Annotated in this window: 23 protein-coding genes; 8 read left to right on the forward strand and 15 right to left on the reverse strand. The window is 69.0% G+C overall.

Features of this window, described 5'->3' with window-relative positions; genetic code table 11:
• From TTY48_RS02170 to hrcA, 8 genes are all read right to left on the reverse strand, one after another.
• A complete protein-coding gene (locus TTY48_RS02170) occupies positions 1-1,311 on the reverse strand; it encodes a hemolysin family protein (protein WP_220655946.1) in 1,311 nt (436 codons plus the stop codon).
• Between the two features lie 3 nt (positions 1,312-1,314).
• Positions 1,315-1,854, reverse strand: coding sequence for an rRNA maturation RNase YbeY (gene ybeY / locus TTY48_RS02175; protein WP_220655947.1), 540 nt, complete (start codon positions 1,852-1,854; stop codon positions 1,315-1,317).
• The gene (locus TTY48_RS02180) at positions 1,851-2,936 is read right to left on the reverse strand and encodes a PhoH family protein (RefSeq protein WP_374758699.1); all 1,086 of its coding nucleotides are present in this window, start codon (positions 2,934-2,936) and stop codon (positions 1,851-1,853) included. The genes ybeY and TTY48_RS02180 overlap by 4 nt, the downstream gene beginning before the upstream one ends.
• A 75-nt stretch (positions 2,937-3,011) precedes the next feature.
• Entirely contained in the window at positions 3,012-3,452 is a 441-nt protein-coding gene (locus TTY48_RS02185; protein ID WP_220655949.1) for a hypothetical protein, read from the reverse strand.
• Between the two features lie 68 nt (positions 3,453-3,520).
• A complete protein-coding gene (locus TTY48_RS02190; protein WP_220655950.1) occupies positions 3,521-4,237 on the reverse strand; it encodes a S9 family peptidase in 717 nt (238 codons plus the stop codon).
• 26 nt (positions 4,238-4,263) lie between these two features.
• Positions 4,264-5,022 carry a 16S rRNA (uracil(1498)-N(3))-methyltransferase gene (locus tag TTY48_RS02195; protein WP_220655951.1) on the reverse strand — a complete coding sequence of 253 codons (759 nt, stop codon included), beginning with the start codon at positions 5,020-5,022 and terminating at the stop codon, positions 4,264-4,266.
• 6 nt (positions 5,023-5,028) lie between these two features.
• The gene (gene dnaJ / locus TTY48_RS02200; protein WP_220655952.1) at positions 5,029-6,198 is read right to left on the reverse strand and encodes a molecular chaperone DnaJ; all 1,170 of its coding nucleotides are present in this window, start codon (positions 6,196-6,198) and stop codon (positions 5,029-5,031) included.
• A gap of 114 nt (positions 6,199-6,312) precedes the next feature.
• Entirely contained in the window at positions 6,313-7,347 is a 1,035-nt protein-coding gene (hrcA, locus tag TTY48_RS02205) for a heat-inducible transcriptional repressor HrcA (RefSeq protein WP_220655953.1), read from the reverse strand.
• A 69-nt stretch (positions 7,348-7,416) separates the two neighbouring features.
• Between hrcA and TTY48_RS02210 the strand changes: the two genes are divergently transcribed.
• From TTY48_RS02210 to TTY48_RS02220, 3 genes are all read left to right on the forward strand, one after another.
• On the forward strand, positions 7,417-7,770 hold the full coding sequence (locus TTY48_RS02210) for a type II toxin-antitoxin system VapB family antitoxin (protein ID WP_220655954.1): 354 nt from the start codon (positions 7,417-7,419) through the stop codon (positions 7,768-7,770).
• Between the two features lie 12 nt (positions 7,771-7,782).
• Positions 7,783-8,409: an SIMPL domain-containing protein gene (locus TTY48_RS02215; RefSeq protein ID WP_220655955.1), complete on the forward strand. Its 627-nt coding sequence runs from the start codon at positions 7,783-7,785 to the stop codon at positions 8,407-8,409.
• 63 nt (positions 8,410-8,472) lie between these two features.
• Positions 8,473-9,210 carry an SIMPL domain-containing protein gene (locus tag TTY48_RS02220; RefSeq protein ID WP_220655956.1) on the forward strand — a complete coding sequence of 246 codons (738 nt, stop codon included), beginning with the start codon at positions 8,473-8,475 and terminating at the stop codon, positions 9,208-9,210.
• 3 nt (positions 9,211-9,213) lie between these two features.
• Here the strand turns inward: TTY48_RS02220 and hemW are convergent, their stop codons facing one another.
• Positions 9,214-10,389, reverse strand: coding sequence for a radical SAM family heme chaperone HemW (hemW, locus tag TTY48_RS02225; RefSeq protein ID WP_220655957.1), 1,176 nt, complete (start codon positions 10,387-10,389; stop codon positions 9,214-9,216).
• A 273-nt stretch (positions 10,390-10,662) separates the two neighbouring features.
• Between hemW and TTY48_RS02230 the strand changes: the two genes are divergently transcribed.
• The 5 genes from TTY48_RS02230 (at position 10,663) to TTY48_RS02250 (ending at position 16,834) form a co-directional block, all read left to right on the forward strand.
• Positions 10,663-12,384, forward strand: a complete 1,722-nt coding sequence (locus TTY48_RS02230; protein ID WP_220655958.1) for a nitrite/sulfite reductase — start codon at positions 10,663-10,665, stop codon at positions 12,382-12,384.
• Positions 12,381-13,103 (forward strand): phosphoadenylyl-sulfate reductase, encoded by a 723-nt coding sequence (locus tag TTY48_RS02235; protein ID WP_220655959.1) that lies wholly within the window; start codon positions 12,381-12,383, stop codon positions 13,101-13,103. The genes TTY48_RS02230 and TTY48_RS02235 overlap by 4 nt, the downstream gene beginning before the upstream one ends.
• Positions 13,082-14,026, forward strand: a complete 945-nt coding sequence (cysD, locus tag TTY48_RS02240) for a sulfate adenylyltransferase subunit CysD (RefSeq protein ID WP_374758675.1) — start codon at positions 13,082-13,084, stop codon at positions 14,024-14,026. The genes TTY48_RS02235 and cysD overlap by 22 nt, the downstream gene beginning before the upstream one ends.
• Positions 14,026-15,303 carry a sulfate adenylyltransferase subunit 1 gene (locus TTY48_RS02245; protein ID WP_220655961.1) on the forward strand — a complete coding sequence of 426 codons (1,278 nt, stop codon included), beginning with the start codon at positions 14,026-14,028 and terminating at the stop codon, positions 15,301-15,303. Before cysD ends, TTY48_RS02245 begins: the two co-directional genes overlap by 1 nt.
• A 187-nt stretch (positions 15,304-15,490) precedes the next feature.
• The gene (locus tag TTY48_RS02250) at positions 15,491-16,834 is read left to right on the forward strand and encodes an MFS transporter (protein ID WP_220655962.1); all 1,344 of its coding nucleotides are present in this window, start codon (positions 15,491-15,493) and stop codon (positions 16,832-16,834) included.
• Positions 16,835-16,861: 27 nt separating this feature from the next.
• Here the strand turns inward: TTY48_RS02250 and TTY48_RS02255 are convergent, their stop codons facing one another.
• From TTY48_RS02255 to TTY48_RS02280, 6 genes are read right to left on the reverse strand one after another with little or no spacing between them, the layout of a single operon-like run.
• Entirely contained in the window at positions 16,862-17,272 is a 411-nt protein-coding gene (locus TTY48_RS02255; RefSeq protein ID WP_220655963.1) for a hypothetical protein, read from the reverse strand.
• A complete protein-coding gene (locus TTY48_RS02260; RefSeq protein WP_220655964.1) occupies positions 17,272-18,510 on the reverse strand; it encodes a GNAT family N-acetyltransferase in 1,239 nt (412 codons plus the stop codon). Before TTY48_RS02260 ends, TTY48_RS02255 begins: the two co-directional genes overlap by 1 nt.
• Positions 18,511-18,550: 40 nt before the next feature.
• Positions 18,551-19,549, reverse strand: a complete 999-nt coding sequence (locus TTY48_RS02265) for a sulfate/molybdate ABC transporter ATP-binding protein (RefSeq protein ID WP_220655965.1) — start codon at positions 19,547-19,549, stop codon at positions 18,551-18,553.
• Entirely contained in the window at positions 19,539-20,357 is an 819-nt protein-coding gene (gene cysW, locus TTY48_RS02270) for a sulfate ABC transporter permease subunit CysW (RefSeq protein WP_220655966.1), read from the reverse strand. The genes TTY48_RS02265 and cysW overlap by 11 nt, the downstream gene beginning before the upstream one ends.
• On the reverse strand, positions 20,354-21,145 hold the full coding sequence (gene cysT, locus TTY48_RS02275) for a sulfate ABC transporter permease subunit CysT (RefSeq protein ID WP_220658413.1): 792 nt from the start codon (positions 21,143-21,145) through the stop codon (positions 20,354-20,356). The genes cysW and cysT overlap by 4 nt, the downstream gene beginning before the upstream one ends.
• On the reverse strand, positions 21,145-22,263 hold the full coding sequence (locus TTY48_RS02280; RefSeq protein WP_220655967.1) for a sulfate ABC transporter substrate-binding protein: 1,119 nt from the start codon (positions 22,261-22,263) through the stop codon (positions 21,145-21,147). The genes cysT and TTY48_RS02280 overlap by 1 nt, the downstream gene beginning before the upstream one ends.
• Between the last annotated feature and the right edge of the window lie 111 nt (positions 22,264-22,374).

A 22,374-nucleotide genomic window follows, 5' to 3' on the forward strand; every position in this document is an offset into this window, starting at 1 on the left:
TCACACGGTCTCCTTCTCGTCCGCCTCGGCGGCGGTGGTCTCGTTGTCGTCGTCGGCGCGGCGCACCACGACGGTGGTTATCCGCATCCTCCCACGGCGATCCGTGGATCCCTCAGCCTCCAGCAGCAGGCCGTGCGCGCGCGCCTCACTGCCGGGCAGCGGCACACGCCCGAGCGACAGTCCGAGCAGACCGCCGACGGTGTCGACCTCGTCCTCCTCGATGTCCTCGTCGTACAGCTCTCCCAGCGATTCGAGGTCCAGGCGCGCGGACACGCGGTAGATCCCGTCGCCGAGGTCCTCGACCGGCGCGATCTCGTCGGCGTCGTACTCGTCGGTGATCTCGCCGACGATCTCCTCCAGCACATCCTCGATGGTCACCAAGCCTGCGATGGAGCCGTACTCGTTCACCAGCACGGCCATGTGGTTGTTGGTGAGCTGCATCTCGCGGAGCAAGGCGTCCACGGGCTTGGAATCGGGCACGAAGACCGCGGCGCGGGCGAGCGTACCCACCTCGATCGCGTGCGTGTCCACGCCGTCGGGCAGCGCCACGAGGTCCTTGAGGTACACCACGCCCTGCACATCGTCGACGTTCTCGCCGATCACGGGGATGCGTGAATGACCGGAGCGCACGGCGAGCCGGATCGCCTGGGACACCGTCTTATCCGATTCGATCCACACGATCTCGGGCCGCGGCACCATTACCTCGCGGGCAGCGGTGTCGCCGAGTTCGAAGACCGACTGGATCATCTTGCCCTCGTCCTCGTCGACCACGCCGCGCTGCTGCGCCATGTCCACGAGCTCGCGCAGCTCGACCTCCGTCGCGAAAGGGCCGTTGCGGAAGCCGCGGCCGGGTGTGACGGCGTTACCGAGCAGGATGAGCAAGCGGGTGATCGGCCCCATCAGGGTGGCGATCACCTGCATCGGCAGCGCCGCAGCGCAACCCAGTGAGTAGGCGTGCTGGCGGCCGAGGGTGCGTGGCCCCACACCGATCAGGACGTAGCTGACCACGGTCATCGTGACGGCGGTGATCACGGCCGTCCACGCCGTGGAGAGGTAGCGGTCCATCACCATGAACATGAGCACGGTGGCGGAGATCTCGCAGGCGGTGCGCAGCAGCACCGCGAGGTTGACGTAGAGCGGACGGTTCTGCAGCACGCGTTGCAGCCGCTTCGCGCCCGGCCGGTTGTCCTCGACGAGATCCTCGACTCGGGCGGGCGAGACGGTGAGCAGAGCGGCGTCGACTGCGGCGAACAGCCCACCCAGCAGGACGAGTGCCACGACGCCGACGACCAGCAGGATCGACGAGCTCACGGATCAGTCCCGCCGGCCGAGGAATCCGGTGCGGCCCAGCAGCTTCTCGTCGCGGGCGGCCTGCTTGGCGCGGCGCTCGTTCTCGCGCAGCTCGGCGTAGTACTCGGCGAGGATGCTGTCCTGCAGGCCGAACATCTCGCGCTCCTCCTCCGGCTCAGCGTGATCGAAGCCGAGCAGGTGCAGCACGCCGTGCACGGTGAGCACGTTCAGCTCGTGCGCGGTGGAATGTCCCGCAGCCTCGGCCTGTTCGGCCGCGAACTGGGGGCACAGAACGATGTCGCCGAGCGTGGCGGGGCCCGCCTCGGGCATGTCGGGGCGCCCGCCGGGCGTGAGCTCGTCCATCGGGAAGCTCATCACATCAGTGGGGCCGGGCAGGTCCATCCACTTCACGTGCAGGTCGGCCATGGTGTCCAGATCGACGGCGAGCATGTTCAGCTCGGCACCCGGGTGCACGTCCATCGCGGCGATGGCGAAGGCCGCCACCGCGACCAACTCGGACTCGTCGACGTCGAACCCCGACTCGTTGGCGAATTCGATGCTCATCGGCGGCCCGGCATCCGGCGCGCACCCGAGGTGGGGCGGACCTTGCTGGAGGCGAGCTGCTCCTCGAACTCGGAGTAGGCGTCCACGATCTCGGCCACCAGGCGGTGCCGCACCACATCGGCGCTCGACAGTTCGGCGATGTGGATGTCGTCGATACCGCGCAGGATGTTCACCGCGGCCCGCAGCCCGCTGGTGGCGCCACCGGGCAGATCGACCTGGGTCGCATCGCCGGTCACCACGATCTTCGAACCGAAGCCCAGGCGGGTGAGGAACATCTTCATCTGCTCGGCGGTGGTGTTCTGCGCCTCGTCGAGGATGATGAACGCGTCGTTGAGGGTGCGGCCGCGCATGTAGGCCAGCGGCGCCACCTCGATGACGCCCGCGGCCATCAGCTTCGGGATCGCCTCCGGGTCCATCATGTCGTGCAGCGCGTCGTACAGCGGCCGCAGGTACGGGTCGATCTTGTCGTTGAGCGTGCCGGGCAGGAAGCCCAGGCGCTCACCGGCCTCGACGGCGGGACGGGTCAGGATGATGCGACTGACCTGCTTGGACTGCAGGGCCTGCACGGCCTTGGCCATCGCGAGGTAGGTCTTGCCGGTACCGGCGGGGCCCACACCGAAGACGATGGTGTGCTGGTCGATCGCGTCGACGTACTTCTTCTGGTTGACGGTCTTCGGGCGCACCGTCTTACCGCGGCGCGAGATGATGTCCAGCGTGAGCACCTCGGCGGGCGACTCGCCGGAACCGTCGGTCATCATGCCGACCGAACGGCGCACCTCCTCGGGGCTCACCGCCACGCCGCTGCGCACGGCGGCCAGCAGCTCGGCCAGCACCCGCTCCGCGAGCGCCACGTCGGCCGGCGCACCGGACAGCGTGAGGACGTTGCCGCGGGCGTGGATGTCGGCGTCGAGCGCTCCTTCGAGGGCGCGCAGGTTGGCGTCCGCGGGGCCGAGGAGTCCGAAGGTCAGCTCGATGGGAATCTCGATGGTGGACCGCGCCGGGGTCACTGCCTGGGCGCGGTTTTCGGAACTGTTGCGGTCTGGCACGCGGTGCGTCGATCCTTCGTCGAAGAGGTGGGGCACCATCCCTCCCGGGGTGGATATCTCCAGTTTAGTCCCCCGGAGGGTGGTACCGCCTCTGAGATTCCGGTGTCCGGCCTAGGTGACGACCAATCGGCCCGAACAGCTCAGCGTCTGGCCCTCCGGTCCCTTCACCGTGATCGTGACGGCCTTGGTCCCCGGACCCGTGCGCAGCTGCGAGAACTGGATGGTGTTCGTACCGATCCAGGGCTGTGCGACGGGGCCGGCGGATCCGGACTTCCCGGTCACCACATCGCGCCACTGCAGCCTTCCGGTCCAGTCCTTGGCGCCGGCCGGCAGATTGGCGAGGGCGTACCCGACGCCCGGAACGCGCTGGTCGATGTTGGGATACTGTCCGGCCTGGTTGCCTCCGAAAACCACGAGGTCAGCGCCCTGCGAGCAGATCTGCGGGGTCGCTCCCGGGGCGGCGCCGGCGGCGCCCGCTCCTGCGGTGAGGGCTCCCAGTCCGATCGCTCCTGCAGCAGCGGCTCCGAGGAGGGTGCGAGTGCGGGTGTTCATCGTGCTCTCCAATCTGTCGTGCGGAAGATTCACGATCGATAAATCGCCGCCCACCTCAGATTGGTTACTCAGCGCACAGACAGTTCCTCGATGGCGGCGAGAGTGGCCGCGTGCCCCTTCGAGCCCGGTTCGAGGAAGTCGTCGTGACCCTCGCCCTCGATCATGGTGAGCTCGGCATCCATCCCGTTCTCCTGCGCCTGCGAGAGGAACCACTCCGAGAGCTGGTAGGGAACCTGCTCGTCCAAGCGGCCGTGGAGCGCGCGGACGGGCGTCTTGAAGGGCATCTGGGCCACCGGGCTGGCCTGCGCGAAGGTGCGCTTGATCAGCCGCAGATTGGCGTTCGGTCCCAGGTCGAAGAGCAGCCGCATCGACTGATCGCCGTCGCCGCGCTCGATCAGGTCGAGTACGCCGCCGCGGGAGATCACACCCAGCAGGTCGGGACGCTGCGCCGCGGCCCAGACCGCGAGCGTGGCCCCGGCGCTGTGCGCCGCCACGATATGCCCGTTATTGGCGAGCTTCTCCGTGCCGTAGTCGATCGCGGCGAGCACGTCGTCACCCGGGATCGGCCACTTCACGTCGGGCTCGCCGACCCGGCGGTACTCCACGTTCCACACCGGGTAGCCGCGGTCGTTGAGGTCCTTGGCGACCTTCGACTCCATGCTCATCGAGTACAGGTTCCGCCAGTATCCGCCGTGTACCAGGGTGATCAGCGGCTTCGAGTCGTCACCCGGGTAGAAGTGCCCGTGCTGCGATTCCTCGCTGCCGTAGAAGATGCGACGCGCCATCGTGTTGAAGCCTTCCCAGTCGGGCACTAAGCCGGTGGGGTCTGCTCCCACCTGTCGGTCAGGACGCCGAGGGCCCCGAGCGCCACGGCCGCCGCCGTCGACGTCCGCAACACCGTGGGACCGAGGAGCGCGGGCTGCGCACCCATGGTGACCAGGGCATCCAGTTCCTCGGGGCTGATTCCACCCTCCGGTCCCACTACAATAACGACGGTTGTTGTTACTGAGAAGTCAACTTGCCCGATCGGCACCGCTGAACCTTCATGCAAGACAACTACATTCGCATCCATACTGGTGAGTAGCGGTATGAGTTCCCGCGTCGTCACCAGATCGTGCACACGCGGAACATACGCTCGGCGAGCCTGTTTCGCGGCCGACCGTGCCACCGCACGCCACCGGGCGACGCCCTTGTCGGCCTTGCCCTTCGCACCGTCCCACCGCGACACGCACCGCGCGGCCTGCCAGGGCACGATCTCGTCGGCGCCGGCCTCGGTCGCGAGCTCCACCGCCAGCTCCGCGCGATCCGACTTCGGCAGCGCCTGCACCACGATCACCCGGGGCGAGGGCTCCGGCACCGTCCACGTCTGCGTGCAGCGCAGCGTGACATCGGACTTGCCGACCGACTCGGCCGTGCACCGGGCGAAACCGCCCGCACCGTCGGAGAGCACGAGCTCCTCCCCCACCCGGATCCGTCGCACCGCCGCCGCGTGCCGGCCCTCGTCACCGTCGAGCAGGTACTCCGCGCCGGGCGCGGGCAACGACTCCGCGAGGAAGACGGTGGCCGCCACCTGCGGTTACCGCCCGGCGAACGTGTCGCGCAGGCGCGAGAACAGCCCGCTGGACTGGTCCGCTCCGCCGCGACCGGCGACCTGCGGCTCCTCGCCCGGGAACAGCGCCTTGAACTCGCGCAGCTTCTCGGCCTGCTTCTTGTCCAGCCGCGAGGGGACCACCACGTCGAAGTGCACCACCAGGTTGCCGCGGTTCTGCGAGTTGACCTGGGGCATGCCGTGGCCGCGGAGCACCTTGGTGTCACCCGGCTGGGTACCCGCCGGGATCTCGACCGTGAGCTCACCGTCGATCACGGTGGGCACGGTGACCGAGGCGCCGAGCGCGGCGTCGAACATCGGGACCCGGGCGGTCACGTGCAGCGTGTTGCCGTCGCGCACCAGGACCTCGTGCTCGCGCTCGCTGACCTCCACGTACAGGTCGCCGGCGGGACCGCCACCGGGGCCCACCTCGCCCTGTCCGGCGAGCCGCACCCGCATGCCGTCACCGACACCGGCGGGGATCTTCACCGTGAGCGTGCGGCGGGTGCGCACGCGGCCGTCGCCGGCGCACTTGGTGCAGGGGTTCTGGATGACCTCGCCGGCCCCCGAGCAGGTGGGGCAGGGTCGCGAGGTCATGACCTGGCCGAGGAAGGAGCGCTGCACGGACTGCACCTCGCCCGCACCCTGGCAGGTGGGGCAGGTGGTGGGCTTGGAATCGCCCTCGGTCCCGGCTCCCTGGCACTTGTCGCACAGCACCGCCGTATCGACCGTGATCTCCCGGCTCACGCCGGTGGCGCACTCCTCGAGATCGAGCTCCATGCGGATCAACGCGTCGTTGCCGGGGCGCACGCGGCCGCGCGGGCCTCGACCGCCCCCGCCGCCCATGCCGCCGCCGAAGAAGGCCTCGAAGACATCGCCCAGGCCGCCGGTGAAGCCGCTCGCGCCGCCGAACCCGCCGCCGCCGAAGCCGCCGGGCGAGCTGTCGAGCGGATCGCCGCCCATATCGACGATGCGGCGCTTGTCCGGATCGCTGAGCACCTCGTAGGCGTCGGAGACGTCGCGGAACTTCTCCTGGGCCGCATCGTCGGGGTTCACATCCGGGTGCAGCTCGCGGGCCAGCTTCCGGTAGGCACGCTTGATCTCCTGATCGGAGGCCTTCGAATCGACGCCCAGGATGCGGTAGTAGTCACGGGCCACAGCAGCTAATTCCTCACAACGAACTCGGTACTCGAACTTCGGGCGCGGAGACCTGATAGCGCTCCGCTCAACTCATGATTCCACCACGTATGGCGATGCGGCCATTCGGCCTGGTCAGCGAGCCCCCAACACCTCGCCGACATAGCGGGCGACCGCGGCGACGGACGCGATCGTCCCCGGATAGTCCATCCGGGTGGGGCCCAGCACGCCGACGCCGCCGAAGACCGCGCCCGACGAGCCGTAGCCGGTGGACACGACCGAGGCACCGCGCAGGTTCTCGTCCTGCGTCTCCGAGCCGATGGCCACCGAGACGGTGCCCGGGTGCTGTCGCGCGGTGAGCAGTTTGAGCACCACCACCTGCTCCTCCAGCGTCTCCAGGACGCTGCGCAGCGATCCGGAGACGGCGTCGAAATCTCCGGCGTTGCGGGTGAGGTTCGCGGTGCCGCCGAGCACCAGGCGGTCGTCCGCCCGCTCGACGAGGGTCTCGACCAGCACCGTCGAGATGCGGATGACCGCGTCGCGCATGTCCCGCGGCGCGAGCGGCGCGAGATCGGCCACGGCCATCGAGGCGTCGGGGATCAGTTTGCCGTGCACGGCCGCGCCGAACAGCTCACGCAACCGTGAGAGCTCCTCGTCGGACGCGGGGCCGCCCAGCTCGACGAGCCGCTGCTCCACGCGCCCGGAGTCCAGGATCACCACGAGGAGCAGCCGCGTGGGGGCCAGCGCCACCACTTCGAGGTGCCGCACCCGCGCCGAGCTGATCACCGGGTACTGGATCACCGCGACCTGACGGGTGAGCTGGGCGAGCAGCCGGACGGAGCGCTGCAGCACATCGTCGAGATCGACGCCGGTCTCCAGGAACTGGAGGATCGCCCGGCGCTCCGCCGTCGACAGCGGCTTGACCTGCGCGATCCGGTCGACGAACTGCCGGTAGCCCTTCTCCGTGGGGATACGCCCGGAGCTGGTGTGCTGCTGGGTGATGTAGCCCTCGGCCTCCAGCACCGCCATATCGTTGCGGACGGTGGCGCTGGACACTCCGAGCTGGTGCCGGTCCACGAGCGCCTTCGACCCCACGGGCTCCTGCGTCTCGACGTAGTCGGCCACGATCGCCCGCAGTACCTCGAAACGACGGTCCTCGGTGCTCGACATCGAGCGCGTCACCTCCGATCGGCCTGGTTCATCCTCGAAGGTCCAGTTTACGCGGGCTAGAGTCGAACGGTGATCTTCAAGGGCGTTCTCGACGAAAAGCCGTACCCCGATCACGGCCTCACCCATCGGGAGTGGTCCAAGATCCCGCCGCAGCAGGTGCGCCTGGACCAGCTCATCACCACCACCGCGGTCCTCGCCCTCGACCGGCTGCTCTCGGAGGACTCCACCTTCTTCGGTGACCTGTTCCCGCACGCCGTGCAGTGGAACGGCGACCTGTACCTCGAGGACGGCCTGCACCGCGCCGTGCGCTCCGCACTCCGCGGGCGGCAGGTCCTGCACTGCCGGGTGCATGCGCTCGCCCCCGGTACCCCGCCGCGTGCGGCATCCTCGGTCAGGCAGGGCAAACACGCGCGGCGTGACTGAAAGGGACTCCTCATGACCTCGACCATCCGCCAGACCGGTACCGGTTCCGCCCCCGCGGTCCCCGATGTGGTGATCGCGCGGATCGGCGTGCAGACCCGCGCGAGCGATGTGGCCGCGGCGTTCACCGGCGCCTCGGCCGCGGCACACGCGGTCGTGGCGGCCGTCCGCGCGGCGGGCGTCGCCGACGGGGACATCGCCACCACCGACGTCGGCTTGCAGGCCGTCGAGACCGGGCCGTGGGAGGACCGGCGACTGGAGGGGTACGCGGCGTCGGAGTCGCTCACCGTCACCGTCCGCGACACCGGTCGAGCGGCGGCGGTGCTGCAGGCCGCGGCGGCCGCCGCGGGCGACGCCGCCCGGATCGAGTCGGTCACCTTCGCGGTGTCCGACGGTGACGGTCCGCTCGAACGGGCCCGGGAGGCCGCGTTCGCCGATGCGCGGCGCCGGGCGGAGCAGTACGCGCGCCTGGCCGGCGCCGCGCTGGGTCCGGTGCGGTCGATCGCCGACGAACCCGCGGGTCCCGGCCCGATGCCGGGCGTGATGTTCGCCTCGAAGCAGAGCGACAGCGGTCCCGCGATGGCCGTCGGCGAGCGCTCGGTGAGTGCGCAGGTGACGGTGGAATGGGAGTTGTCGCACTGAAAGGTGCGTTGAGGTAACGACCGATTCGGCCCGGCGGCCTTCCGACGCTGGCACCATCGGGGCATGACGAAGCCGAAGTCCACTCCGCTGCGCCGGCGGGCCGCCGGCGCACTGGCGGCCGCCGCGCTCGCCGTGGGAGCGCTGTCCGCCTGCTCCTCGTCCGATCCCAACGGTTCTCCGCGTGAGATCACGGCGGTCGGCACCGGTGAGGCCTCCGGCAAACCCGATGTGCTCACCGTGAAGATGGCGGTGCAGCAACAGGCCGCGGACGTGAGCACGGCACTGAACCAGTCGTCGTCGGGCGCGCAGAAGGTGATCGATGCGGCCGCCGCGAACGGCGTGGACCGCAAGGACATCGCCACCGCGAACGTCGACGTCTCCGCGCGCACGGGCCCGGACCAGTCGATCACCTCCTACGAGGCGACGCAGTCGCTCACGATCAAGGTGCGCAAGCTCGACTCCGCGTCGAAGCTGCTCGGCGATCTCGCCACCGCGGGCGGGAACGGCACCCGCATCAACTCGGTGGGTTTCGACATCGAGAACGACGACGCCCTCAAGGCCACCGCCCGCGATAAGGCCTTCGCCGCGGCGAAGACCCGCGCGGAGCAGTACGCGAAGCTGGCGGGCGGGAAGCTCGGCGAGGTCCGGACGGTGAGCGAGGTCCCGTCGGCGCGCACGCCGAGCACCCGGGACTTCTCGGCACCGGGAGGCGTCCAGGGCGCGGCCGCGGCGCCGGTCCCGATCGAATCCGGCGAGCAGTCGCTGAGTGTGACCGTCACCGTGGTGTGGTCGCTGGCCTGATCGTCAGTCGAGGATGCGGCGCACCACGCCGTCGGCGAGGAGCCGCCCCGCGTCGGTGAGCACGTAGGCCGCCCCGTCGCGGACGAGGTTGCCTTCGGCGACCTCGGCGTCGGCGCGCGCACGCTCATCCGGACCGAGCACCGTGAGCGGCAGGCCCGAGCGCATCCGCACCCGCAGCATCACGTCCTCGACGTGCTGTTCCTCCGCGGTGAGTGTCTCGTGCCCGGCCAACGGCAGTTCGCCGCGGCCGACGGCATCGGCGTAGCGGGCGGGGTGCTTGATGTTCCACACGCGGGTCCCGGCGATGTGCCCGTGGGCGCCCGGGCCGGCGCCCCACCAGTTCGCGCCCTCCCAGTACAGCTCGTTGTGGTGGCACCGTCCGGCGCCGCTGCGCGCCCAGTTCGACACCTCGTACCAGTCGAAGCCGGCGCCGCGCAGCGCGGCGTCCACCTGCTCGTAGCGGCGGGCCAGCACGTCGTCGTCGGTGTCGGGGAGTTCGCCGCGGCGGATGCGGCGCGCCAGCGCCGTGCCGTCCTCGACGATGAGCGCGTACGCGGAGACGTGGTCGACGCCGGCGTCGAGCACCGCGTCGAGCGAGGCCGCGAGATCGGCGTCGGTCTCCCCCGGCGTGCCGTAGATCAGATCCAGGTTCACATGCTCGAAGCCCGCGGCGCGGGCCTCCTTCGCCGCGGCCACCGCCCGGCCAGGGGTGTGCGTGCGGTCGAGCACCTTGAGCACGTGTGCGGCGGCCGACTGCATGCCCAGTGAGACGCGGGTGAATCCGGCGTCACGCAACCGCCCGAAGAACTCGGGTGAGGTGGATTCGGGGTTCGATTCGGTGGTGATCTCGGCGTCGTCGGCGAACCGGAAGTGCCGCCGGGCGGTGTCGAGGAGGGCTGCCAGACCGTCGCCACCCAGCAGCGACGGTGTCCCGCCGCCCACGAACACGGTCCGCACGGGCACATCGCCGACGGTGGCGCGCGCCAGGGCCAGCTCACCATCGATCGCCTCGGCCCACGCCTGCGGGGACGACGATCCGCCCAGCTCACCGGCGGTGTAGGTGTTGAAATCGCAGTATCCGCAGCGTGTGGCGCAGAACGGGACGTGCAGGTACAGCCCGAACGGCGCGGAGCCGCCCTCCAGTGAGGGCAGGGCGGGGGCGGCGAGGGACTGTGTCACTCCTCCAGTCTGGCAGTCGCGGCTGCCGGGTCCGAACCGGTCGGCGGCGGGAACCGCGATGTGGTTCGAACCACCCCGATTCCAACTTTCGCCCAGCCGGTGGCACAATGATCTCGATGGATGGACAGGGTGAGCTGCTGGCTTCGCGCCGGCACATTGATTACCTGCGGGTCTGCAGCAGCAGCTGTCAGGCCTGATTCCGGCGTTTCTGCGCGCCGCACCGCTCTTGCGCCACAGCCCGGCGCGCCATCTTCGTGAATCCCAGGAGTCTCCATGACGTCGACTGCCGACGCCCCCGTTTCCTCCGCTGAGGCCGCTGCCGCGCGGCCCGCTCGCAAGCGCCCGGTACAGCGGAAGTCCGAGGGCCAGTGGAAGCTGGGCTACCGCGAACCGCTGAATGCGAACGAGCAGACCAAGAAGGACGACAACCCGCTCAACGTGCGGGCCCGGATCGAGAACATCTACTCCAAGCAGGGTTTCGACTCGATCGACAAGTCGGATCTGCGCGGCCGGATGCGCTGGTGGGGCCTGTACACGCAGCGCGAGCAGGGTTACGACGGCACCTACACCGGTGACGAGAACATCGACCTGCTCGAGGCCCCGTACTTCATGATGCGGGTGCGGTGCGACGGCGGGAAGCTCAATGCCGAGCAGATGCGGACGCTCGGCGAGATCTCCACCGAGTTCGCGCGCGATACGGCCGATCTCTCCGACCGGGAGAACGTGCAGTACCACTGGATCGAGATCGAGAACGTTCCCGAGATCTGGAAGCGACTCGAAGCGGTGGGCCTGAAGACCACCGAGGCCTGCGGCGATTGCCCGCGCGTGGTGCTCGGTTCACCCTTGGCCGGCGAGTCCTTCGGCGAGGTGCTCGACCCGTCGCCCGCGATCGACGAGATCGTGCGCCGCTACATCGGCGACCCGAAGTACTCCAACCTGCCGCGCAAGTTCAAGACCGCCATCTCGGGCCAGCAGGACGTGGTGCACGAGATCAACGATGTGGCCTTCGTGGGCGTCGTGCATCCGGAGCACGGCCCCGGTCTGGACCTGTGGGTGGGCGGCGGCCTTTCCACGAACCCCATGCTCGCCCAGCGCGTGGGCGCCTGGATCCCCCTCGACGAGGTGCCCGATGTGTGGGAGGGCGTGGTCTCGATCTTCCGCGACTACGGCTACCGCCGGCTCCGCGCGAAGGCGCGGCTGAAGTTCCTCATCAAGGACTGGGGCATCGAGAAGTTCCGTGAGGTCCTCGAAACCGAGTACCTGGGCCGCAAGCTGATCGACGGTCCCGCCCCCGAGAAGCCCGAGCGCCCGATCGACCACATCGGGGTGCAGAAGCTGCGCAACGGGCTCAACGCCGTCGGCTTCACCCCGATCGCGGGCCGTGTTTCGGGATCGGTGCTGACCAAGGTCTCCGCGGCGATGGAGCGGGTGGGCTCGGACCGGGCCTCGTTCACGCCGTACCAGAAGCTCATCGTGCTGGACGTCCCCGATGATCAGGTCGATTCGCTGATCGATGAGCTGAAGCCGTTGGGACTGCACGGCCGCCCCTCGCAGTGGCGACGGAACCTGTTGGCCTGCAGTGGTATCGAGTTCTGCAAGCTGTCCTTCGTCGAGACCCGCAAGCGGTCGCAGGTGCTGGTGCCCGATCTGGAGGAGCGGCTGGCCGATATCAACGCCCAGCTGGACGTCCCGATCACGGTGAACATCAACGGCTGCCCGAACTCGTGCGGGCGGTCCCAGATCGCCGATATCGGCTTCAAGGGACAGCTCGTGGACGATCACGAGGGGAATCAAGTCGAGGGCTTTCAGGTTCACCTTGGTGGAAGCCTCGGGCTCGACAGCGGGTTCGGCCGCAAGCTGCGCCAGCACAAGGTGCTGTCGACGGAGCTCGGGGACTACATCGAGCGAGTGGTGCGGAACTTCTTGGCACAGCGTGAGGGCGATGAGCGCTTCGCGCAGTGGACGCTCCGGGCCGCTGAGGAGGACCTGCGATGACTGCCCCGTCGAATCCCTTGACCGGCGCGACCGCCGACGAACTGCGCGAGCTCGCGGAGCGCGCCTCGAAGGAACTGGAGGGCGCCGACGCGCTCACCCTGCTGCGATGGACACTGGACACCTTCGGCGAGGACTTCGTGGTGGCCTCCAACATGCAGGACGGCGTGCTGGTGCACCTGGCGAAGCAGGTCCAGGACCGGCCGAAGGTGCTGTTCCTGGACACCGGCTACCACTTCCCCGAGACCATCGGCATGCGCGATGCGGTCGAGGCGATCTACGACGTGGAGCTGCTGAACGTGACGCCCGAGCACAGCGTGGGCGAGCAGGATGCGCTGCTCGGGAAGGACCTGTTCGCCTCCGATCCCGCGCAGTGCTGCAACCTGCGCAAGGTGGTGCCGCTGCGGGAGACGCTGAGCGGCTACCGCGCGTGGGTCACCGGAATCCGCCGGGTGGAGTCGCCGACGCGCGCGAACGCTCCGTTCATCTCCTTCGACGAGGGCTTCGGCCTGCTCAAGGTGAATCCGATCGTCGACTGGTCCGATGAGGACATGGAGCGGTTCATCGCCGAGAACGGCGTTCTGGTGAACCCCCTGGTCGATGAGGGCTACCCGTCGATCGGCTGCCAGCCCTGCACGAAGAAGCCAGCCCCCGGTTCCGATCCTCGAAGCGGCCGCTGGGCCGGTTCGACCAAGACAGAATGCGGACTCCACGCCTCATGACCATTTCCGAGAACCCTCCGGCCACCACTGCGGAGTTCAGCACCCTCGACGCGCTCGAGTCCGAGGCCATTCACATCTTCCGCGAGGTAGCGGGCGAGTTCGAGCGCCCGGTGATCCTGTTCTCCGGCGGCAAGGATTCGACGGTGCTGCTGCACCTCGCGGTCAAGGCCTTCTGGCCGGCGCCGCTGCCCTTCGCTCTGCTGCACGTGGACACCGGCCACAACCTGCCCGAGGTGTTGGACTTCCGCGACCGCATGGTCGAGAAGTACAACCTGCGCCTGCACGTGGCCAAGGTCGAGGACTACCTGGCCGACGGCCGGCTGGAGGAGCGGGCCGACGGCATCCGCAACCCGCTGCAGACGGTGCCGCTGCTCGATGCGATCACCGAGAACAAGTTCGATGCCGTCTTCGGCGGTGGCCGCCGCGACGAGGAGCGGGCCCGCGCCAAGGAGCGGATCTTCAGCCTGCGCAACGCCTTCGGCCAGTGGGATCCGAAGCGTCAGCGTCCCGAGCTGTGGAATCTGTACAACGGCCGGCACGCACCGGGCGAGCACGTGCGGGTGTTCCCGATCAGCAATTTCACCGAGCTCGACATCTGGCGCTACATCGCCCGTGAGGACATCGAGCTGGCTTCGATCTACTACGCACACCAGCGCGAGGTGTACGACCGCGACGGCATGTGGATGACCTCGGGCGTGTGGGGCGGCCCCCGCGAGGGCGAGGACGTCCAGACCCTGTCGGTGCGGTACCGCACGGTGGGTGACGGTTCCACCACCGGCGCGATCCTCTCGACCGCGGCGAACAACGAGCAGATCATGGCCGAGGTCGCGGCGTCGCGGCTCACCGAGCGCGGCGCCACCCGCGGCGACGACCGGGTCTCCGAGGCCGCGATGGAAGACCGCAAGAAAGAGGGCTACTTCTGATGAGCAGCGCCCCCGCACTCCTCCGCCTGGCCACCGCCGGTTCGGTCGACGACGGCAAGTCCACGCTGGTGGGCCGCCTGCTGTACGACACGAAGTCGGTGCTGGCCGACCAGATCGACGCCGTGACGCGCGCGTCGGTCGACAAGGGTCTCGACACTCCTGATCTGTCGCTGCTGGTCGACGGCCTGCGCGCCGAGCGCGAGCAGGGCATCACCATCGACGTGGCCTACCGCTACTTCGCGACGCCCAACCGGTCCTTCATCCTGGCCGACACCCCCGGGCACGTGCAGTACACCCGCAACACCGTGTCCGGCGCGTCCACCGCGCAGGTCGTCATCCTGCTGACCGATGCGCGCAAGGGCGTCATCGAGCAGACCCGTCGGCACGCCGCCGTGCTGTCGCTGCTGGGCGTGCCGCGCCTGGTTCTGGCGGTGAACAAGATCGACCTCGTCGAAGACCCGGCCGCGGTCTTCCAGGAGATCTCGGCCGAGTTCCGCGCGCTGACCGGCTCGTTGGGCTGGGCCGACGATGCGGTCCACGCGATTCCGGTGTCGGCGCTGCACGGCGACAACGTGGCCTCCCGATCGGACCAGACGCCGTACTACGACGGTCCGTCGCTGATCGAGCACCTGGAGTCGATCCCGACCGATCCGGACATCAAGCCCATCGGGTTCCGGTTCCCGGTGCAGTACGTGATCCGGCCGCGCACGCCCGAGTACCCCGACTACCGCGGGTACGCCGGACAGGTGGCCGCGGGCACCGTGGACGTGGGCGACGAGGTGCTGGTGCTCCCCGCGGGAACGCGCAGCCGGGTCGAGCGGATCGATACGCCCGACGGTGAGCTCGCTTCCGCCCACACCGGGCGCAGCGTCACGGTGATCCTCGCCGACGATGTGGACGTCTCCCGCGGCGATGTGATCGTCTCGGCCGCAGATGCTCCCGAGCCGCGGCAGCAGTTCGAGGCCACCGTGTGCTGGCTGGCGGAGAAGCCGCTGCGCATCGGTGCGCGCCTGTTGCTCAAGCACGGCACGAGGACCACGCAGGCCATCATCGGCGGCGTCGACGCGGTCTTCGACGAGCAGAACCTCACGGTCGCTCCGGGAGACGGTCTGGAGCTCAACCAGATCGGCCGGATCTCGGTGCAGACAGCGGAGCCGATCGTCGCCGACGACTACGACAAGAACCGGGAGATGGGCAGCTTCCTGCTGATCGACCCGCAGAGCGGCAACACGCTCGCCGCCGGCCTGGTGGGCGACGCGCTGGCGCATCTGGTCTGATCACTCGGACAACGAGCCCGCCGCCTCCCGCTCGGAGGCGGCGGGCTTTTTCGTGAATTCCTACGACGATCTATACATCGGATGTTTAACTGGTGTGGCGCAGATCGCAGGTCCGATTCCCCTGTCGGATCACCTCGCGTCGCCCCGGTCGTCCACCGGAGCTCGTCTCGTTTGCAGGAGTTCACCCATGCCCGGATCCGGCCAGTCGCGTCAGCGAAACATCACCCGCACCGCCTGGGCGGGCATCATCGGCAGCGTCGTCGAGTACTACGATTTCACGTTGTTCGGGCTCGCCGCGGCGCTGGTCTTCGGGCCGCTGTTCTTCCCGTCCGCTGACCCGACGACGCAGGTCATCAGCTCTCTCCTGACCTTCGCCATCGGCTACTTCGGCCGCCCCATCGGCGGGCTGCTATTCAGCCACTTCGGCGACCGCGTCGGACGTAAGCCGATGCTGGTGATCACCCTCTTGGTCATGGGCGTCGCCACGTTGGCCATCGGCCTGCTGCCCACGTACGAGTCGATCGGGATAGCAGCGCCAATCCTGCTCGCCGCCTGCCGGGTGCTCCAAGGCATGGGCGCCGGCGCCGAATACGTCGGATCTCTGGTGATGATGGCGGAGAACGGCGATAAGCGTCGCCTCGGCCTGCGCGTTTCCCTCCCCGGCATGGGCGTCTTCGCGGGCATCGTGATCGCCACTGCGGTCTTCGCCCTCATCTCGCTGCTCCCCGACGATCAGCTGATGAGCTGGGGCTGGCGCCTGCCCTTCCTGATGAGTGTGGTCACGTTGGGCGTCGGCCTCTGGATCCGCACGGGTGTCATGGAGACCGAGGAGTTCCGGGAGCTCAAGGACGAGGGCCGGATCACCCGCTTCCCGGTGGTCGAGGCCCTGCGCACCCAGTGGCGGGAGATCCTCGTCGGCTTCGGCATCAACGGGCCGTATCTCGCGTTCTCCTCGCTCACCCAGGTCTTCCTGCTCTCCTACATCACCAAGACGCTGCATCTCCCGGCCAGCTTCGGCCTGCTGGCCAATCTGGTCGCTTCCACCGGCGCGATCGGGATGACGCCCCTCGCGGGGCATCTGGGCGACCGGTACGGGCGCAGGCAGGTGTGGCTCGTGGGATGCGCCGTATTCGCGGTGTTCGGCCTCCTCGTCTTCCCCGCCCTGGGAACCGGGAACGAGTTCGTGATCGTCGCCGTGATGGTGCTGGGCATCTCGGTCGGCCTCGCCACCCTCTACGCCACGCAGGGCGCCATTCTCACCACCCTGTTCGAACCCCAGCACCGCCTCAGCGGCGTGATCCTCGTCCGGGAGCCCACCGCCGCCCTGATCGCGGGCCCTGCGCCCGCCGTCGCGGCCGCACTCGTCGCCTCGACGGGCGGTGACCCCTGGCCGGTGTCCGCGGCCTTCGTCGTGTGCGCGGTGATCGCCGCCGGCACGGTGCTTCTCGCGTGGAACCGGCTCGGGACGCGGACGGACTTCGTCGAGGGAGAGGTGGCCGGCCCGAGCGCCACGGCGGCACCAACGACGTGAGCCTCACGTCCCGTCCCGAGTGTCCCGCTACCGTCCCGCGGGCAGCTCTCCCACCCGGTGAATCTCGCTGCCATCCACGCTCTCCCACACGGCCATGCCGTCACGCAGCCGTGCCCACAACGGGCTCCCGCCGCGCTCGGCACGAGGCCACGTGCGGGCGGGTCTGACGACCTGCGCGGAGTCGAGGACGGCGTCCTGAACCTGGTCCGCGACCAGGTGGGTCCGCTCCTCCTCGTCGCCGGCGTCCGCGAAGCGGATCGCTACGGATCCCGCTCCCTTCAGTGACAGCCATAGATCGCCGGCCGGGAAATCCTCGGCGAGCATCGATTTCCATGGCAGACGGTCAGCGCTCGGCGATGCGAATTCGTAGTGAAGCCCGCTCACGTGCATGTCACGCTCCACTCGCAGGTACTCCGGCGAGGTCGACGGATCACGCATCAGAACATCTCGACCGCCCACGGGCGGCGCGGGCTCACCAGCAGACGGTCGGCGCGAGCGGCCGCACCGTCGGTCAGCTCACGAATCGCACCGATGGCCACGCGCCGGGACACCGGCTCGTCGGAGAGCCAGAGGCGGCCGAGGTCGGCGATGTCCACGGCGAGGTCCGCGGGATCGTCGGTGGGCGTGCATTCCCCGGTGGCGCCGTCGATGAGGAAGCGGCCGTGCGCCGGGCCGGGTCCGGCACCGTCGTATCCGGGGTCGGTCACGTCCAGCACCAGTTGATCGAGCGTCGCGTACGTGCGCGCGGAGAACAGCCCGGGCACATCGAAGGGCCGGATCCACAGGAAGTCGGTGCGATTGGATACCTGCGCCGCTCGGGGATCGGCGGGCACGGTGGTCACCAGATCGTCGAGCGGGCGTTGCGGTGCCTCGACCCACATCACCCAGTCGATGCTCATCGCGAAGGCCCACAGATCGCGCTCGGCCGCGGCGTCGATACCGAGGAGCTCGGTCACCTTCAGGGTCGACTCCGGCCGGCTGTCCGTCCATTTCGGTGCCATCGTGTACGCCAGGACTCCGGCAACGGCTCCGCCGCGGCGGAGCACCACGCGCAGCGTCTCATCGGGGCCACCGCCGGAGATGACTCCCGCGGTGCGACGCAGATTGATGTCGAGTTTGGAGACGCGGCCGGGAAAGTCGATCAGCTCGCGGATGCGGGTGGAGGCCTCCAGGTACTCCGCGCTGTCCACGTATCGCACCTGATCGACGGGCGGCTGCGGGAGCGTGGCGCGGTCCACGGAGATCCGGTAGTCGACGGTCTCAGTGCTCTGCCCGAAGCCGTAGCGGCCGTAGATCGCGTACTCGGCCGCGATGAGAGTTGCGGCGGCGGCACCGTTGGCGCGGGCCTCGTCGAGGCAGCCGCGCATGTGGGTGCCGAGGATGCCGCGGCGCCGGTGCGTCGGCAGCACGGTGACGGCGGAGACGGCCCGGACCGGCACCGTCGCGCCGCCCACGGCGGTCAGCTCCTGATCGAAGGAGAGAAAGGTGCCCACGGTGCGGCCGCCGTCGATCGCGATCCGGTGATCGAGCGAATCGAGCTGTCCCGAGACCGTTTCCAGCCACTGCTCGGCGTCCGGCAGCCGGGCCTGGAAGCCGATCGAAGCGCACTGCTGGAACCCCTCGAGCTGCTCACGGGTGGTCACACGCTGGAACTCGATGGCATTGGATCCGGTCATACCGCCCACGTTACCTGCGCCCGCAAACGGATTTCGGCGGTTACGAGGCGGAGGAGATCTCCGGGACGTGGGTGGCGCGGACGTACACGATGTCGCCCTCGGAGAGGTCCAGGGCGGAGGCGTCACCGCGGGTGATCTGCGCGTGGAACCGCTCCCCCGTGGCCGAGTTCTTCAGCTCAACGCGTACCTCGAAGCCGAGGTACACCACGCGCTCGACCTCAGCGCGCAACACGCCGGCCTCCTCGGAGGTCTGCTCCCCCTGCCGGGCCAGCTCGGGGGTACGGCCCACGCGGATGTCGTGGGGGCGCACCAGCACCCCGTTGAGCCTGGCGACCGATCCGAGGAAGGACATCACGAAGGGCGTCTCGGGACGGTCGTAGACGTCCTCCGGGGTACCCACCTGCTCGATCCGGCCCTGGTTGAGCACGGCGATGCGGTCGGCGATGTCGAGCGCCTCCTGCTGGTCGTGGGTCACGATCACGGTGGTCACGTGCACCTCGTCGTGCAGGCGCCGCAGCCAGGCCCGCAGCTCGTCGCGCACCTTCGCGTCGAGCGCGCCGAAGGGCTCGTCGAGGAGCAGCACCTGCGGGTCGACGGCGAGCGCGCGAGCGAGCGCCATGCGCTGCCGCTGACCGCCCGAGAGCTGGGCGGGGTACCGCTGCTGGAAGCCGGCCAGGCCCACCACCTCGAGTAGCTCGTCGACCTTGGCCTTGACCTCGGCGGCGGGACGCTTGCGGATCTTCAGGCCGAAGGCCACGTTCTCCCGCACCGTCATGTGCTTGAAGGCGGCGTAGTGCTGGAAGACGAAGCCGATGTCGCGCTGCTGCGGCGATGAATCGGTCACGTCGACACCGTTGATCTCCACCCGCCCGGAATCGAGCCGATCCAGGCCCGCGATGGACCGCAGCAGCGTCGACTTGCCGGACCCCGACGGGCCGAGCAGAGCGGTCAACGAACCGTCGGGGATCTCCAGGGTCACATCGTCGAGCGCGGCGAAGTCACCGTAGTGCTTGTTCGCGCCCCGCACGTTAATCGTCATCTCGGTTCCTCCGCCGGGTCGCTTCGAGCAGGGTCATCACCACGAGCGTGATGAGCGCGAGGCCCATCAGCAGCGTCGCCGCCGCGTACGCGCCGAAGGTGTTGTAGTCGTCGTGGTTGCGCGAGCTCACCAGCAGGGTGAGCGTCTGGGAGATGCCGGGGAAGTTGGACGACACCATGAGCACCGCACCGTATTCGCCGAGCGCGCGGGCCACGGTGAGCACCACGCCGTAGGTCAGGCCCCAACGGATGGCGGGCAGCGTGATCCGCCAGAAGGTCTGCCAGCCGTTCGCGCCGAGAGTGGCCGCGGCCTGCTCCTGTTCGGTGCCGATCTCGTGCAGCACGGGCTCCACCTCGCGCACCACGAAGGGCAGCGTCACGAAGACGGTGGCCAGGACCATGCCGGGGAGACCGAAGATCACTCGGAAGCCGAGTGATTCGATGCCGCCGAACCACCCGCCGACGCCCCACAGCATGATCAGCGCAACGCCCACGACCACCGGCGAGACCGCGAAGGGCAGATCGACCGCGGCCTGCAGCGCCGCCTTGCCGCGGAACTTCCCGCGCGCCAGGGCCAGGGCGGTGAACACGCCGAAGATCACGTTGAGCGGCACCACGATCGCCACGATCAGCAGCGACAGTTGCAGCGCCGAGATCGCCGCGGGGGTGGTGATCCAGTCCCAGAACTGGCCGAAGCCGCGCTCGAAGGAGCGGTACAGGATGATCGCGATCGGGAGCACCAGGAGCAGGAACAGGTACACCAGCGCCACCGTGCGCAGGCTCAGGACGGACTTCCTGGACAGTCTCATTCGGCCGTCTCCTCCCGCTTGGCGCTGCGCCCGCCGAAGAACCGCATCACGGCCAGCAGCACGAAGGCGATGGCGAGCAGCGCCACCGAGACGGCCGACGCCGCAGTCTGATTGTCGACCTCGAGCTGCTGCTGGATGTACTGCGAGGCCACCTGCGTCTCGCCCGGGATGTTGCCGCCCACCAGCACGACGGAGCCGAATTCGCCGATCGCGCGGGTGAATGCGAGTCCCGCTCCGGACAGGATCGCGGGCAGCAGGGTGGGGATGATGATCTTGCGGACGATCACCCGGTTCGGGGCGCCCAGCGAGGCGGCCGCCTCCTCCACCTCGCGGTCGAGTTCGATGAGCACCGGCTGCACCTGCCGCACCACGAAGGGCAGCGTCACGAAGGCCAGCGCGATCACCAGGGCGGGTTGGGTCGCGTTGAGCGTCAGTCCGATCGGGCTGTCCGGACCGTACAGCGAGAGCAGCACGATGGACGCGACGATGGTGGGCAGCGCGAAGGGCAGGTCGATGAGTGCATTGACCACGCCCTTGCCGGGGAAGTCGTCCCGCACCAGCACCCAGGCGATGATCGTGCCCATCACCACGTTGATCAGCGTGACGATCAGCGATACCCAGATGGTGATCCCCAGCGTGGAGACCGCGTTCTTGGCGGTGAGCGCGGCCCAGAATCCGGACCAGCCGTCGTCGAAGGCGGTGGCGGTGATCGCCGCGATGGGCAGCAGCACGATCAGGGAGACCCACAGCCAGGCCACGCCGATGCGCAGCGGATTGATCGTGCGCATCACTTGCCCCCCGTCTTGTACGCGGCCGCGATGGTGCCCTTGTCGCCGAACAGTGCCGCGTCCACAGCCGACCATCCGGCGAGGTCCTTGCCGTTGTTCTTGGCGGCGGTACCCTTGCCAAGCTCGGCGCCGAGCTGCTTGATGGTCCACACCTGCTGCGGCTGGGCGCTGAAGAGCCCCGTGGTCTCGGCGGCCACGGTCGGGTCGGAGGCGCGGAAGCCGGAGTCCGGGAGAGCGCGCTGCGCCTCCGGCGAGAACAGGAACTTCACGAAGCGCTCGGCGGCCTCGGGGTCCTGCGCGGTGTTCACCACGGCCACCGGCAGCTCGATGCGGAAGGTCTGCGGCGGGAAGAAGTACTCGACCGGCGGCTTCCCATCGGCCTTGTTCTGCCGCTGCATGAGCACGGCCTCGCTCTCGTAGCTCAGCAGCACGTCGCCCTGCCCGGAGTCGAAGGCGGCGGTGGCGTCGCGGCCGGATCCCGGGCTCACCGTGGTGTGATCGCGGATCAGTTCCTTGACGAAGTCGAGGCCCTGCTTCGGGTTCTTCCCGCCGTCCGAGAGCGCGGCGTACGGGGCGAGCAGGTTCCATTTCGCGGAGCCGGAGCTGGCGGGGTTCGGGGTGACCACCTCCACGCCCGGCTTGAGCAGGTCGTTCCAGTCCCGGATGTTCTTCGGATTGCCGGGGCGCACCACCACTGCCACGAGCGAGGTGAAGGGCACGGAATCGTAGGGGTAGGTCTTCTCCCAGGTCTTGTCGATCACGCCCGCCTTGACGTCGCGGGTCACATCGGGCTGCACCGAGAAGTTCACCACGTCGGCGGGCACGTGCCGGGCCACCTTGCGGCTCTGGTCGCCCGAGGCGCCGTAAGACTGCGAGAACCCCACGTCGGGGTTGGTCTTGCGGAACAGCGGGATGGCCACGTCGAAGGCCGGCTTGGCGGCGGCGAAGCCGACCAGATTCACCTGGTAGCGGCCGCTGGAGATGTCGGCACCGTTGGGGACGTCCGTGGAGCCGCCCCCACACGCCGCCAGCAGCAGGCTCAGGGCGATCACGACGATGCTCGAGGCACGGCCGCGATGCGACCTCGCGGCAGTGCCGCGGCGGGTCTTGTCGATCATGCTCGCCGTTCTCGTCGTCGGGCTGGACAGGCGAGAATCGTACGGAGTCAGGTCAGCGCGTGAATGCCCAGACGACGACCAACAGGATGAGCAGCCCGATCAGCGCGAGAG

The organism is Tsukamurella sp. TY48 (assembly GCF_019656655.1).
In the GTDB taxonomy this organism is placed as follows: domain Bacteria; phylum Actinomycetota; class Actinomycetes; order Mycobacteriales; family Mycobacteriaceae; genus Tsukamurella; species Tsukamurella strandjordii.

Excerpts from the sequence above, each read along its gene's own strand:
- TTY48_RS02235 (WP_220655959.1), top strand. The coding sequence starts at position 12,381 with ATGACTGCCCCGTCGAATCCCTTGACCGGCGCGACCGCCGACGAACTG.
- TTY48_RS02260 (WP_220655964.1), bottom strand. The coding sequence starts at position 18,510 with ATGACCGGATCCAATGCCATCGAGTTCCAGCGTGTGACCACCCGTGAG.
- cysW (WP_220655966.1), bottom strand. The coding sequence starts at position 20,357 with ATGAGACTGTCCAGGAAGTCCGTCCTGAGCCTGCGCACGGTGGCGCTG.
- TTY48_RS02215 (WP_220655955.1), top strand. The coding sequence starts at position 7,783 with ATGACCTCGACCATCCGCCAGACCGGTACCGGTTCCGCCCCCGCGGTC.
- TTY48_RS02280 (WP_220655967.1), bottom strand. The coding sequence starts at position 22,263 with ATGATCGACAAGACCCGCCGCGGCACTGCCGCGAGGTCGCATCGCGGC.
- cysD (WP_374758675.1), top strand. The coding sequence starts at position 13,082 with ATGCGGACTCCACGCCTCATGACCATTTCCGAGAACCCTCCGGCCACC.
- TTY48_RS02245 (WP_220655961.1), top strand. The coding sequence starts at position 14,026 with ATGAGCAGCGCCCCCGCACTCCTCCGCCTGGCCACCGCCGGTTCGGTC.
- TTY48_RS02230 (WP_220655958.1), top strand. The coding sequence starts at position 10,663 with ATGACGTCGACTGCCGACGCCCCCGTTTCCTCCGCTGAGGCCGCTGCC.
- TTY48_RS02190 (WP_220655950.1), bottom strand. The coding sequence starts at position 4,237 with ATGGCGCGTCGCATCTTCTACGGCAGCGAGGAATCGCAGCACGGGCAC.
- cysT (WP_220658413.1), bottom strand. The coding sequence starts at position 21,145 with ATGCGCACGATCAATCCGCTGCGCATCGGCGTGGCCTGGCTGTGGGTC.
- hrcA (WP_220655953.1), bottom strand. The coding sequence starts at position 7,347 with ATGTCGAGCACCGAGGACCGTCGTTTCGAGGTACTGCGGGCGATCGTG.
- TTY48_RS02220 (WP_220655956.1), top strand. The coding sequence starts at position 8,473 with ATGACGAAGCCGAAGTCCACTCCGCTGCGCCGGCGGGCCGCCGGCGCA.
- TTY48_RS02255 (WP_220655963.1), bottom strand. The coding sequence starts at position 17,272 with ATGCGTGATCCGTCGACCTCGCCGGAGTACCTGCGAGTGGAGCGTGAC.
- TTY48_RS02250 (WP_220655962.1), top strand. The coding sequence starts at position 15,491 with ATGCCCGGATCCGGCCAGTCGCGTCAGCGAAACATCACCCGCACCGCC.
- ybeY (WP_220655947.1), bottom strand. The coding sequence starts at position 1,854 with ATGAGCATCGAATTCGCCAACGAGTCGGGGTTCGACGTCGACGAGTCC.
- TTY48_RS02265 (WP_220655965.1), bottom strand. The coding sequence starts at position 19,549 with ATGACGATTAACGTGCGGGGCGCGAACAAGCACTACGGTGACTTCGCC.
- TTY48_RS02185 (WP_220655949.1), bottom strand. The coding sequence starts at position 3,452 with ATGAACACCCGCACTCGCACCCTCCTCGGAGCCGCTGCTGCAGGAGCG.